General features: G+C 77.3%; 8 protein-coding genes. All 8 read right to left on the bottom strand.

Features of this window, described 5'->3' with window-relative positions; genetic code table 11:
* Nucleotides 1–6: 6 nt before the first annotated feature.
* Entirely contained in the window at nucleotides 7–987 is a 981-nt protein-coding gene (locus tag ACIBW6_RS08560) for a hypothetical protein (RefSeq protein ID WP_399058109.1), read from the bottom strand.
* Between the two features lie 3,091 nt (nucleotides 988–4,078).
* Nucleotides 4,079–4,237, bottom strand: a complete 159-nt coding sequence (locus ACIBW6_RS08555; RefSeq protein WP_399058107.1) for a DUF6760 family protein — start codon at nucleotides 4,235–4,237, stop codon at nucleotides 4,079–4,081.
* A complete protein-coding gene (locus ACIBW6_RS08550; RefSeq protein WP_399058105.1) occupies nucleotides 4,234–4,743 on the bottom strand; it encodes a hypothetical protein in 510 nt (169 codons plus the stop codon). Before ACIBW6_RS08550 ends, ACIBW6_RS08555 begins: the two co-directional genes overlap by 4 nt.
* On the bottom strand, nucleotides 4,740–5,180 hold the full coding sequence (locus ACIBW6_RS08545) for a phage tail protein (RefSeq protein WP_164560583.1): 441 nt from the start codon (nucleotides 5,178–5,180) through the stop codon (nucleotides 4,740–4,742). Before ACIBW6_RS08545 ends, ACIBW6_RS08550 begins: the two co-directional genes overlap by 4 nt.
* A gap of 62 nt (nucleotides 5,181–5,242) precedes the next feature.
* The gene (locus ACIBW6_RS08540; protein WP_399058103.1) at nucleotides 5,243–6,805 is read right to left on the bottom strand and encodes a phage tail sheath family protein; all 1,563 of its coding nucleotides are present in this window, start codon (nucleotides 6,803–6,805) and stop codon (nucleotides 5,243–5,245) included.
* A 141-nt stretch (nucleotides 6,806–6,946) separates the two neighbouring features.
* Complete coding sequence (locus ACIBW6_RS08535) at nucleotides 6,947–9,454, bottom strand: AAA family ATPase (protein ID WP_399058101.1); 2,508 nt, start codon at nucleotides 9,452–9,454, stop codon at nucleotides 6,947–6,949.
* Nucleotides 9,451–10,155 (bottom strand): DUF4255 domain-containing protein, encoded by a 705-nt coding sequence (locus ACIBW6_RS08530; protein ID WP_399058099.1) that lies wholly within the window; start codon nucleotides 10,153–10,155, stop codon nucleotides 9,451–9,453. The genes ACIBW6_RS08535 and ACIBW6_RS08530 overlap by 4 nt, the downstream gene beginning before the upstream one ends.
* On the bottom strand, nucleotides 10,152–13,361 hold the full coding sequence (locus ACIBW6_RS08525; protein ID WP_399058097.1) for a hypothetical protein: 3,210 nt from the start codon (nucleotides 13,359–13,361) through the stop codon (nucleotides 10,152–10,154). The genes ACIBW6_RS08530 and ACIBW6_RS08525 overlap by 4 nt, the downstream gene beginning before the upstream one ends.
* Between the last annotated feature and the right edge of the window lie 106 nt (nucleotides 13,362–13,467).

Here is a 13,467-nt window from a genome sequence, read left to right as displayed (position 1 = left end):
CCGGGGTCAGCGGCGGCCGTCGGCGGGCCGGCCCGTCCGTTCCCGGCCCCGCCGTAATTCGGTACGCAGCAGCCGGGACACCGGGTCGATGAGGCGCCGGGCCAGCTCGTCCAGGTCGGCGCCTGCGGGCGGGGCCGCGCTCCTGGCCGCGGCCTTGGCGTCCGCGGTCTTCGCGGTCTGCGCTGTCTGTGTTCCGGTGGAGGTCGTGGATGTGGGGGTGGTCGTGGTCGTGGTCTTCGGGGCGGCCGCCGCGGGGTCTTCGGCCGCGGGCGCGCCGGTGTCCCGCTGCACCACCGGCCGCACCACGGGCCGTACGGCGGGAGCGGATGAGCCGGGGGAACGGGTGGGGGGTGTGGTCAACGCCGTTTGCATCCCGTGCAGTTGTGGATTCGGGGCGGTCACCGGGAGCGGTCGGTCCGACAGGGCCGCGGGAGCCCGCTGGACGGAGGGCGCGGCCGGGCGCGGCGGTGCCACGACGGGCGGGGCGCCCGCCGGACGCGGCGCCTGCGCCTCGTGTGCCCAGCGTGCGGCGACGACGGGGTGGCGGCCGGGCGCCATGGCGGGCGGCACCGGCCCGTCGGCCGCGTGCGTGCTCAGGGTGAGCCGGCGCGCGGACAGCAGCTGTGCCGTGGGCCCGCTCGCCGTCACCGTTCCGGCGCCGGGACCGGGCACGGCCCGCGCCACGACGAGCGGTACGGGACCGGTCCCGCCGGCGGTGCGGGACGACGGGCCGTGCGGTACGAGGGTGCCGCGCGCGGTCGATGCCGGGGCGCCCGGCGCGGCGGTTGTGCGGCCGAGGAGGGGTGCGTCCGGCGTCGGCGGATGGGCCGGGGCTCGCTGGACGGACGGAGCGGGAGCCGCCCCGGCCGCACCGGTGGTCCGCTGCCGGGCCGCACCGGTCCGCCCGGCGGTCTCCGGGAGCGCGGCCAGGGGCGCGCCGAGCCCGGTGCGCGGCGCCCTGTCGGGGTGGCGGCGCCGGTCGGCCACGTCGTCTGGGATGCCGTCCGTGCGGCTCCGCGCGACGGGGAGAGCGGGAGAGCCGGTCGTGGGCGACGGTGTCGTGTTCGTGGAGACCGTACCCAACGGCCCCTCTAGGGACGGGGGTTGGGGGCCTCGTGCGCCCAAGGTGGCGCGGCCCGGCGCGGTGTCCTCGGTACGGCTCTGCACGACAGGAAGGGAAGGGCCGGGTGGCGGCCCGGAGCGCCCCGCGGCGTCCGCACCCGGCGAGGCCGTCCCGGTCTGCGCGGTGCCCAGCGTCGGCCGGTCGGCGGGTCGGCGCGCGGGGGCGGTTGCGTCGGTCTCCCGCGGTACGGAGGGAAGCCCGGGCGGGGCCTGGCCCGTCGATGCGGGGTCCGTGTGCGCGGTGCCCGAAAGCGGGCGGCCGGTCGAGCGGGGTGCGGGTGCGGCTCGGCCTCCGGTATCGGTCGCCCGCTGCACGGGAGCGGCGCCGGCCGGGCGCGCGGCGGTGTCCTTCCACAACGCCCCTTTTGACGCCAGGGGTTGGGCGTCACTCGTCACCTGCGCGGACGTGCCGCGGCCGAGTGCCCCATCGGTACGGGCTTCGACGACCGGCAGGGAGAGTGGCCGCGGGGTGGCGGTGTCCGGGGCCGCGGGGGCGGCGTCCGTGCCGCCCGGCCCGAGGGGACGACCCGGGAGCCCCGGGTCTGAGGAGCCGTCCGCCGCGGTGCGGGACACGCCCAGCATGGGGCGGTCGGGGCTGTGCGGTCCTGGCGTGGCGCCCGCGGTCCTGCCCGGCCGGTCGGAGCCGAGCCCTGCTGACGATGTGCCCGGGGTGGTGCGTCGCCGCTCAGCGCCGTGCTGATCCGGGGTAGTGCCCGTGGCCCCCTCGCGCCGGTCGGAGCTGTCACGGCCTGAGGTCGTGCCCTCGGCCGTGCCTCGCTGCTCGGACCCGCGCCGTTGCAGGGCGGTCTCCTCGGCCCTGCCGGGCTGGTCGGAGCTGTGCCGTGCCGAGGCGGTGCCTGGGGCGTTGCCTTGCGGGTCGGAGCCGCGCCGTAGCGGGGCGGCGCCCTCAGTCCTGCCGGGCCGGTCGGCGCTGCGCTGCTCGGACCCGCGCCGTTGCAGGGCGGGGCCCTCGGCCCTGCCCGGCCTACCTGAGCCCTGCCGTCCCGAGGTGGTGCCTGGGGCGTTGCCTCGCGGGTCGGAGCCGCGCTGTTGGGGAGTCGTGCCCTCGGCCCTGCCCCGCCGGTCGGAGTTGCGCCGTTCCGGCGTGCGGCCCTGCGCCGTGCCCCGCCCGTCGGAACCGGCCCTCTCCGGCGTGGTGCCCGCGCCCGTGCCCCGCACGGCCGACGGGCCGGACGGACGCGCCGCCCCCCGGGCCAAGGGCTGCGCCGTGGGCGGGAGTTCGGTGAGGGGAGCGCCCAACGCGGCACGGCCCGTCGCCCGCTGCACGGGTGCGTTGCGCTGCCCCGAGGATGTCGGCGCGCCCGCGGCAGGTTCGTCGCCCCGGCCCCGTACGACGGGCAGCGGCCCGCCCGGTGCGGGACGTCCCGCGGTGTCCTGGCCCGGCGTGATCCGGCCCGGGGCCGGGCGCACCGGATGCCCGTCCGTGGAGCCCGGGCCGGCACCTCGGCCTGACGGAGCGGGCGCCGACAGCTGTCCGGACTGGCGTGCCCCGAGCGTCGACCGGTCGGGACCGCCCGACGCGGGCACGGCTCCCTCGGGTCTGCTCTGCACGACAGGCGAGGACGCGGTGGTGGGAACAGCGTCGCCGGGAGTGTTCCGGAGGACCGGCAGGCGCGGGCCGCTCGTCGCGGAGTCGCGCCCGTCGTCGCTCGGGGCCGGTCCGGGGCGGGCTCCGGCCGGCGGAGCGTCATCTGGCCTGCTCTGCACGACGGGCAGGCCCGACGAGCCCGGGGCGCCGAGGCTCGGCCCGGTCTCGCCGTCCCCGCGCGGGGCGTTCGCGGGCGACACACCGGTCCCGGCGCCCGCGCGCGGGGGGCCGAGTCGTGCCCCACTCGGTGTCGGCCCGGCCGGGTCCTGCGCCCCGGGGCGGTCCGGCGCCGGGCGCGTGGCCGGCGCCTCGACGGCGGCGGGAAGCAGCGCCGGCAGGCGACGCGCCGGTACCGCCACGCTCCGCGCGACGATCAGCGAATTGCCCGTCGGCCGCGGCCGGACTCGGAGCGCGGGCCCGGCCGCGTCGCCGGGGCGGGCCGTGCCGGTGACGCCACCCTGGGTGGCAGCCGCCCGCGCGGCACCGGCCGGACCCGTACCGCTCCGGCCTCCCGGGAGTCCCGCCGACCCGCCGCTCCGGCCCCCCGGAAGCACCGCAGCACCGCCAATCGGGCCCCCGCCACCCGGGACCACCGCAGAACCGCCGTTCCCGTCCTCCGGGGCCACCGCGCGGGCACTTCGCCCCTGCGGGACCACCGCCACCCGGCGCGCCAGGGGCAGCGCGGGTGCCTGCGCGGCAGCGCGGCTCGCCGGCCCAGCCGCTCGTCCGGTGGGCGCGGCCCCGTCCGGCCCGGCCGTTCGTCCGGTGGGCGCGGACCTGACCGGCCCGGCCGTTCCTCCGGTGGGCGCGGACCCGTCCGGCCCGCCCAGCACCGCGGGAGACCCCGCGGGCCCGAGGGCCCGTCGTGCCGCGGGCGGCCGCTCCGGCGCGGAGCGCGTCCCCGGCTTCGTACGGTCCACGTTCCCGTTCGCGGCGGAGCCCGCGGCGTCCGGCCACTGCCCGTCGCCGGTCACGGGCCGCAGCAGTACCGGCCCGCCCGTACCGGCGGCGGGCCGCGTCGTGGCCGGACGGGCCACCCCGCGGACGAGCCCGGCCGGTGCGGAGGGCAGCAGTCCGTGGGCGAGGCCGGTGTCGAACGACGGGTCGGTCCACGCCGCGAGCCGCGAACGGAACACCAGGCCGTCGCTGACCGCCAGCGGGGCCCGGGACACGGTGAGGGGGGAGGCGCCGGCGCCGCGCCAGCCGCCGTCCCAGTCGCCGGGCACGGCGGAACCCCGCTCCGGCGCACCGGAATCGGCGACCGCGTCGCCGCGCGGGGGCGCGGCCGGGCTCGCCGCCGCCCCGCCGCGTTCCTTGCGGCGCGTCCTGTCCCGCCATGCCATGTGCTCAACCGCCTTCTTTCACGCGGGTGTTGATACGGGCGATCTCGCCGACCCACTGGCGGCGCTCGTCGTGGGTCAGGTCGAGGATCTCCTCGCGGGGCCAGTGGAAGTGGTAGGCGATGTACGCGATCTCCTCCCGCAGCCGGGGGAGCGCGTACGTCACGATTCCCCCAGGCGCCCACCCGACAGGTCGACCTCGAAGGCGCCCTCGCAGTGCGGGCACGTGACCGCTGCGCGGGTGTGCCCCTCGCTGTTGACCCGCCGGTAGAAGTCCTGGAGGAACGCCACGTCCGTCGCGTACATCCGCTCCACGACCCCGGCGTGCACGTCGGTCACCGTGCCGATCCGGGTGATCACCTGGCTGAGCAGCACGACGCTGAGGTACGCCGGGTTCTCCTTGACCCGCAGGTCGATCTGGGGGCGCAACTCGTCGCGGGCCGTGGCGAGGCGCATCGCGCCGTGCCGGTGCACGGTGCCCGCCTCGTCGACGTACCCGCGCGGCAGCTCGAACTCGAACTCGGTGCGCAGCCCGTGGTCCCTGACCGGAGCGGGAGCGGGAGCGGGAGCGTGTGCGGTCGCCGGGGGCTGCGGGGCGGCCGTCTCCGTCGCGGGCGCCGTGGCCTGGAGGATCTCCTCCAGGTTGCCCGCCGTCACCGTGCGGCGCCTCATTCGACGACGATCTCCTCGAACACGATGGTCACCGACTCCGTGGCCGCCGAGGACTCGCCCGCCTTCAGCGAGGGCCCCTCCCACTTGGACGCCCAGCCCTGCATCAGCTGGATGCGGCGGACCGTCTCGCCCGTGGAGTCCTTGATCTCGATGGTGAGGTTCTGCCGTGCGGTGTCGACGGCCCCGTTGTTCAGGGTCTCCTTGATCCACTTGGTGAACTCGCTGCTCTGGTCGAGTCCCCGGGTGATCGTGATCTCGCCCGCCTGCCGGGCGCCGGGCTGCTTGCGGATGATCTGCTTGCCCTCCGCGCTCACCTGGCGGACCTCGACGACCTCCTCCTCGACGGTCAGCCCGCTGATCTCCTGGATCGACTCCACCAGGTAGCCGCCGAGCTGCACGCCGAAGATATGGGTGGAAAGAGCATCGCCCTCTGCCATGACTATTTGTCACCTTTCCTTGCTGCGGGGGAGGTTGGTGGTGGCCCGGGCCGCGCTCCGCGTCACTCGTCGACGAGGCTGGTGCTGTCGGAGAACTGGGCGAGCCGGAACACCACGAACTCGGCGGGCTTCACCGGCGAGACACCGATCTCGCAGACCACCCGGCCCTGGTCGATGGACTCCTGCGGATTGTTGTCCCGGTCGCACTTCACGTAGAACGCCTCCTGGGCGGTCTGCCCGAACAGCGCGCCACGGCGCCACTCCTCGGTGAGGAACGCGCTCACGTTGCGACGGATGCTCGACCACAGGCGGTCGTCGTTCGGCTCGAACACCACCCACTGGGTGCCCAGGAGGATGGACTCCTCCAGGTAGTTGAAGAGGCGGCGCACGTTCAGGTAGCGCCAGGCCGGGTCCGAGGAGAGGGTGCGGGCGCCCCAGATGCGGATGCCGCGGCCCGGGAAAGCGCGCACGCAGTTCACGCCGATCGGGTTCAGCAGGTCCTGCTCGCCCTTGCTGAGCCGCAGCTCCAGGTCGACGGCGCCCCGGATGACCTCGTTGGCGGGCGCCTTGTGCACCCCGCGCTCGGCGTCGCTGCGCGCCCACACCCCGGCGACGTGACCGCTCGGCGGGACCGTCGTGTTGTGCCCGGCCGCCGGGTCGAAGACCCGCACCCACGGGTAGTAGAGGGTGGCGTAGCGGGAGTCGTAGCCCGCCTCGTCGTTGCGCCAGGTGCGCACCTGCTGCGCGGAGAGGCCGGGCGGCGTGTCCAGGACGGCGACCCGGTCGCCCATCTGCTCGCAGTGCGAGACGACGGCGAGCTGCACGGTGCGTACGCCCTCGTCGTCGATGTCGCCGCGCTCGAAGGCGCTCATCAGGTCGGGGACGGCGACCATCGTGATCTCGTCGATGGTCTCCAGACCGGCGAACCCGGTGCGCGAGTCCGCGTCGCCGACGTACTCGGCCGGATCGAGCCTGGCCACCGCGCCGTTGCCCGCGGGAGCCGGCGCGGCCGGCGCGTCGGGCACCGCCACCGTCTGCGCGGCCGGCCGGGTCTGGCTCGCGCCGCGCTGCTCGGTGACCTCGATCAGCTTCGAGGCGCGGACCTGGTTGAGCAGGTACCCCTTGACGTTCTTGCGGGTGGAGACGTCGTAGCTCTCCGCCACCTGGTCGCCCTGGCGGACCAGCACCCGGAAGCGGTCCTCCGGCGGGCTCTCGCCCTCCGGTTCGGCGATCTCCACGGAGACCCCGCTCACGCCGGGCCGCGCCGCGACGAGGAACCCGCCCAGCTCGACCGGCTGGGCGAGGGCGTGGTTCTGCTGCGCCGCGGAGCCGTCCACGGCCGGCGCCGAGGTGTCGTCGGCGGAGCCGCCGATGCGCACGATGTACGCGGCGCCGCCGCCGTTGGCGAAGTAGCCGTACACCGCGTGCGGGAGGTACGTGCCGCGGGTGAAGCCGCCGAACGCCCTGCTGTACTGGTCCCAGCTCGTGACCAGGGTCGGCGTGTGGAACGGGCCGTCCTCGGCGAAGCCGACGAACGCGGCGACGGCGGTGCCGACACCCTCGATGGGCCGAGCACCGGACTGCACCTCCTCCACGTATACGCCTGGGGTGAGGTACGTCGGCATGCTCGCTCCTTCACGGTCCTGCGGTCCGGGTCGCTCCCAGCCTTTCCCGCCGGCCGCCGCCGGGGGCAGAGGACGGCGGACCCTGCCCGGGGGCAATCGCCCTGCCCGCGCGGGCGCCGGGACCGGTCCCCGCGTGCAGGCTCAGACGCCGGTGACCTGCGCGAGCCAGGGCCCGAACTCGCTCTCCAGGACCAGCCGGCCGAGCTTGCGGTACTCCTGCGCGACCGCCGAGACGAGCTGCGCCATCGTCAGCGGCGCGGCGGACTCGGCCGCCAGGTACGCGGCGGTCACCGCGCAGGACCGGATCGAGCCGCCGGCCAGCTCGAACCGGTCGGCGCAGAAGGCGAGGTCCAGGTCGTCGGCGCGCGGCAGCCGCGCGCCGACGCACCGCTCCCACAGGGCGAGCCGCTGGGCCGCGTCGGGCACGGGGAAGTCGGCGACCACGTCGAGGCGGCGGGTGAACGCCTCGTCCAGGTTGGCCCGCAGATTGGTGGTCAGCACCGCGATGCCGTCGAAGGACTCCATGCGCTGGAGCAGGTACGCCGACTCGATGTTGGCGTGCTTGTCGCGGGAGTCCTTCACCTCGGAGCGCTTGCCGAAGATCGCGTCGGCCTCGTCGAAGAGCAGCACCGCGTTGACCGCCGACGCCTCCGTGAAGATCCGCTCCAGGTTCTTCTCGGTCTCCCCGATGTACTTGTCGACGACCGTGGACAGGTCCACCACGTACAGGTCCATGCCGAGGTCCGCGGCGACGACCTCCGCGGACATCGTCTTGCCCGTGCCCGACTCGCCCGCGAACAGGGCGATCACCCCGCGCCCGCGGCCGCCGCCGGGCCGCATGCCCCACTGCCCGAGCACCCGGTCGCGGTGCCGGGCGCGCACGGCCAGCTCGCGCAGCCCCCGGCGGGTGCGCGGCGGCAGCACCAGGTCGTCCCAGCCCACCGCTGGCTCCACCCGGCGGGCGAGGCGGGCGAGACCCGCGCTGTTCTGCGCCCGCACCGCGGCCCGCAGGTCGCCGGGCGCCACCGGGCGTCCGGCCAGCGTCGCCGTGCGCACGGCGGCCTCCGCCGCCCGCCGCAGCTGCCCCGAGTCCAGGCGGTGGGCGGCCACCGAGCGGGCCAGTGCCTCGACGTCCGCCGCGGGTGCGGCGGCGCCGGCGGCCGCCAGCGCGTACCGCCACCGCACGGCCTGCCGCTCCGCCGGGGCGCCGGTCACCGTGAGCACGACGGGCGTACGGGCCGCCCAGCCGGGGTCCCAGCCGTCCGCGCCGAACGTGAACAGCGGCAGGCCGCTGAGCGCCCCGGTCAGCACCCGCAGGGCGTGCGCCCGGTCGGCGGGGTTGTCGGGCAGCGCCTCCAGCGGGCCGAGGACGAGCCCCGCCCCGGTCAGCCGGGCCTCGCGGGCGGCGGCCGCGGCCAGCGCGGGCAGCTCCGCGGCGCGGCGGGCGAGCGCCGCCGCGTCCAGGACCAGCGGGCGGCGGCCCGACGCGCGCAGCGCGGCACCGGCCAGGCTCTCGGGGGCACCGCCGCGGGCCCGCAGGTGCACATGGCCGGTACCGCTGTCCGCCGCGGCCGCGGCGCGGGCCACCTGCGCGGCGTCGTGGGCCGGGTCGGCTGTGTCCCCGGCGGCCCCGGCGTCCTCCCCGAGCACCGGGACGAGCCGCGCGTCGGGCGCGGGGTCGCCGAGCAGATGCGCGGTGACCCGGTCCGGGACGGCCACCACCCGGGACAGCGGCGGGCGTTCGGGGTCGGCGACCACCAGCAGGCCGCCCGCGAGGAGCGGCGCGCCGGGCGCCAGCCGGAACCGGCCGCCGCTCGTCCCGGTGTGGCCGCACAGTTCGAGCGCGAGCCCGACCGTGGGCCGGCGGCGCGTCAGGTCGTCGTTGAGGTAGCCGTAGAGCCGTTCGAAGCGTGCGTCCAGGTCGGGCGCGAGCGCGACGAGCAGCAGCTCCACGTCGAGCGGGGCCAGGCCGAAGTCCCGGGCCAGGTCCCCGAGGACGGTGCCGGGCGGCGGCTCCTCGGCCTGCGGCGCGAGCGCCCCGCCCCCGGCCGGGGCGGCCAGGAGCCGGTCGGCCGCGTCGGGCGTGAGGTACTGCCCGCGGTAGGGATCGTCCGGGTCCGGATCCCCGGCCCGCCGGTCCGCGACGGCCCGCCGCACCCGCTCCTCCACCAGCCGCAACCGCCGCCACAGGTAGGCGTCGGGCCGCTCACCGTGCCGGCCGGTCCCCGGTGGCGCGGGGTCCGGTGGCGCGGGCGTCAGGGGCGCGGGGTCCGGGGACAGGGCGTCCAGGGGCGCGGGCGTCAGGGGCGCGGGGTCCAGGGACGCGCGGTCTGGTGGCGCGGGCTCCAGGGACGCGGGGTCCAGGGATGCGGGGTCCGGTGGCGCGGGCGTCAGGGACGCGGGCTCCAGGGACGCGGGCTCCAGGGACGCGCGGTCCGGGGACGCGGGGTCCAGGGATGCGGGGTCCGGTGGCGCGGGCGTCAGGGGCGCGGGGTCCAGGGACGCGCGGTCCGGGGACGCGGGCTCCAGGGACGCGGCCCCCGGGTACCCGGGGTCCGGGGGCGTGGCGTCCTGGGGCGTGGCCTGCGGCGGCGTGGGGGCCGGGGGCGGCGTGTCCGGGGGCGCGGTCGGTCGCGTGGTGGCGGTCATGGCTGGCGGTCCCCTCGTCGGCGGCGCGCGGGCCGGGGGCGGCGCTCGCGCGAGCCGCCGAAGCCCTCCTCGCCCGGGTCGCTCACCTCGGTGTAGCGCAGCCGGCGCGCGGAGTCGGCGGCCTGCGGACCGGACCGCGGCACCGAGCGGACGACGACGCCCTCGGTGACCGGCGGCGCCGCGACCCGCTCGATCCCCGCCAGCGGCGCCCGCACCCGGACCCCGAGCGACGCCTTCAGCTCGCCGCCGAGGGCGGACCACACGTCGGACGCGGCCGGAGCCTCCAGGCCGGTGCCGCCGCCGTCCAGGCCGACGATGAGGCCGAGTTCGGCGAGGGAACCGGTGAGCAGCTCCGCGCCGAGCGTGTCGGTGGAGACCAGGCAGGCGAGCACCTGGGAGAGCAGCCGGTGCTCGTCCTGGGGCCGGTTCGCCCACGCGGTGACGAGGTACGTCAGCTCGAACCAGCGGGCGGGGGAGCGCCGGGCGACGACGAGGCCGTCCTCGTCGTACACCTCGCCGCTGCTGCTGCCGCGCCGGGTGTTGTCCTCGCGGATGTCGTACAGGAACACGCAGACGGTGGGGGCGCTGCGGCGGGCGGCCCAGTCGCGGGTCGGCGCGTCGAAGACCACCTCGACGCCCGACGCCGCGATCCCGGCCCCCTCCAGCAGCCTGCGCAGCGCCTCGTCGACCTCGTGGATCACCGGCGGGTCACCTCGTCCGGCGGCTGCACGCTGCCGTTGACGACCAGGAAGTCCGTCTTCACCGGGGAGAAGCCGGGGCCGCTCGCGGTGATGGTCCGCGGCCCCGTCTGGTCCTTGGCGAGGATCAGCAGCTGCCCGATGAACGTGCCGTCGGCCAGCGGCACCGAGGGCGCCGCCGCCGCGGTGATGCCCGGCTTCCAGCGGAAGCGCACCGGCGCCCCCGGCGGGAAGTCCGTGCCGCGCACCGAGGTCACGAAGCCGGGCCTGCCGATCGGCGGCACCGCGACGATCCTCGGCTGGAGGACGCGCAGCCGCTGCCGGGCGGCGTTGTCACCGGGGTCGGCGTCGGTGCCGGTGGTGGTCAGCGTGGCCGTGACCTCGGCGGTGAGGGCCTTGTCGGGGCTGAGCACGACCTGGAGTTCGGCCCGGCCGCCGGGCGCGAGATCGGGCAGCGCGCACACCCAGCCGCTGTCGCACCCCGGGGGCGGCCCGTTGTTCGGCACGCCGGAGGGCAGTCCGAGGCGCAGGCGCAACCCGGTGGCCAGGGCGTTGCGGCCGTTGCTCACGCTGAAGGTGACGACGACGCGGCCGCCGACGTAGCCGGGGTTCGGCCGCGCCCGGACGCCGACTCCCGGGCCGGCCTTCGGCGCGGGCGGCGCGGCGGGCGGCGGGGGAGCGGGCGTCGTGGCCGGCGGCCGGCTCGGAGCCGGCGGCGGCGTGGGCGTCGGCGTCGGCGTGGGGCTCGGGCCCGGCGGCGGGTCGGTCGCCTCGCGCACCGGCACCGCGGTCCGGTCCGTGTTGTCGCCGGGCTCCGGGTCGAGCACCGCGCCGGTGACCGACCAGCCGACCTGCTGGATGCCGGGGGTGACGCCGGTGAGGGTGACGGTGACCGGGACGGTGGTGCCGGGCGGCACCACGCCGAGGTCGCAGGTGAGCGCGGCGGGATCGCAGCTGCCGCCGGGCGCGGTCAGCCCGGTGACGGTGACGCCCGCGGGCGGGTCCACGGTCAGCCGGGTGCCCGGGGACGCGGCGGGCCCCTGGTTGACGACGTCGACCGTGACGGTGCCGGTGCGGCCGACGACGACGGTGCCCGAGGTGTCCGGGGCCCGGACCGCGAGGTCCACGGACTGCTGCACGGCCGGCTCCTTCTGCCGGCCGGGCAGCTGCGCGGTGAGCGCGGTCATCGCGCCCGATTCCACGTCCACCCGGTGCAGCTTCTCCGGGCTGTTCGGGGCCGGCGCGGCACGGGAACTGACCACCAGGGACCGGCCGTCGGCGGTCCAGGCGGCGTCCCGCGGCTGGAAAGGACCGGTCGCCGTGGTGTCCGGCAGCTCGCGTCCGCAGGCCCCGGGGACGCCGCGCGCGGCGGCGGGCAGCAGGACGCGGCAGTCGTCGCCGGCCGGGGAGGTGAGCAGGATGCCGTTGCGCTGGTCGACGCGGCCCGCCCCGTTCTTCCGGTTGAAGGCGACGGTCCGCCCGTCGGGGGAGAACGCGGGGCTGTCGTCGATGACCTGGCAGGCGCCGGGGCAGGCGCCGGCACTGAGATCGCGCTGCTGGTCGAGGTGGTCCACCGGCACGGTCCAGACGTGCTTGTTGCCGCCGCCGCCGTCGATCACCTCGTTGCGGGTGAAGGCCAGGGTGGTGCCGTCGGAGGACCAGGTGGGCTGGGCGTCGCCGCCGGCCGCCTCCCCGGCGGGCGGGGTGATCTCACCCTGGAGCGCCCCGGTGGCCACGTCCGCGATCAGTACGCGGCTGGGTCCGGCCGCGTCCCCGACGCCGCCCGGCGAGGTCCGGGTGAAGGCGAGGCGCGTGCCGTCGGGCGACAGCGTCGGGTCGGTGTCCCAGTCGGTGTCCGCCCGCCCGGCAAGCGGCAGGACCGCCTCGTTCGTGCCGTCGGCGTCGGCCAGCCAGATGCGTTCGATCCGGTTCGGGGCGGTGCCCTCGAAGCGGGTCAGGACGATCCGGCGGCCGTCCGGGGTGTAGTTCTGCCGCTCGGTCCACGGGTCGGAGCCGGCGGCCGGCTGGAACAGCGGGTCCTTGGCCGGGTCGGTGTTGGTGTCCGCCGCCGGATCCTCCCTGAGGATCTCCAGATTGAGGTCCCGCGGGTCGGAGCCGTCGGAGCGGATGTCCTGGAGGGTCACCACGTGCGGGCCCGCCGCCGACGTGCGGTCCACCACCGCGGTGCCGCCGTCGGGCGGGCCGAGCCAGGTCACCGAGCGGACCTCGCGGTCCTCGCTGAGCACCAGGGAGGGCGTCGCGTCGGAGTGCGCCGGCACCCGGAAGACGTGGTCCCAGGTGCCCTCGCACTGGCAGGTGACGTCCGGGCTGAGGAACAGCAGACCGTCCCCGTCGGGCAACCACGCTGCCCCGTGGGTCCGCCACTGCGCCTGCGCCCCGGCCAGCAGCGGACCGCCGCCGCCCCCGCTCCCGGCCGTCCAGCGCAGCCGGGGCCCGTCGGCGCCGGTGGCGGTGTAGGCGATGATGTCGCGGTTCTCCGCGTCGTCCACGGGGTTCCAGACCGGCTCGTCCGCGGTGCCGTCCGCCGGGTCCGTGACCCGCTGCGCCGGCCCGCCCGACAGGGCCCGTACGTAGATCTGCCGCCCCGCGCCGGGATCGGCGTCGCCCGCGTAGGCGAGCCGCTGACCGTCCGGGGAGAGCGTCGGGCTCTCCTCGTTCGCGGGGGTGTCGGTCAGCCGGGACAGGCCGGAGCCGTCGGTGCGGACGAGCCACAGGTCCCGCTGGGTGGCGCCGCCGGCCGCCCCGGGCTCGGCCGAGTCGAAGACGACCGACCGGCCGTCCGGGGACAGCCGCGGATGCGCCGCGTCCCGGCCGCCGGTGAGCTTGCGCACCGACCCGTCCGCCGCACGCAGGTAGACCTGCGGGTTCTTCTCGTCGCGGCGGCTCGCGAAGACCAACTGGTCGCCGAGCGCGGCGGGCTGGACGTCGGCATGGACGGGACCAGTGCCGAAGAGCGGCGTGGAGGACTCGGTGGAGGCGACCCGGCCGAGGCTGTGGTGGCGGGTCCCCGCGTACGCGATGCGGGTCCCGGTGGCGTCCGCGGCGACCGCCCGCGCCGCCGGGCTCGCACCCGGGTCGTCGGGCCCGGCGGCCGCGGTCACCGCGAGCAGGGGGACGAGCAGCAGCAAGGCCGTCCCGAACCGCCCCGGGCGGCCGCGCCGGCCACCGGATCCACCCGTGCCTGACACGGCCCACCTCACCGTCCGAAGAACCGCCCTGACCCACACGCCCGCCATCCTGGGCCCCGCCCGCCCCCGCGGGGCAGGGCCCGTGGGACGCACCCGGGGGAAGCGG

The organism is Streptomyces sp. NPDC049813 (genome assembly GCF_044465085.1).
Classification (GTDB): Bacteria; Actinomycetota; Actinomycetes; order Streptomycetales; family Streptomycetaceae; genus Streptomyces.
Note: the sequence above shows the minus strand (reverse complement) of the source record. Positions and strands in the feature narration are given on the sequence as shown.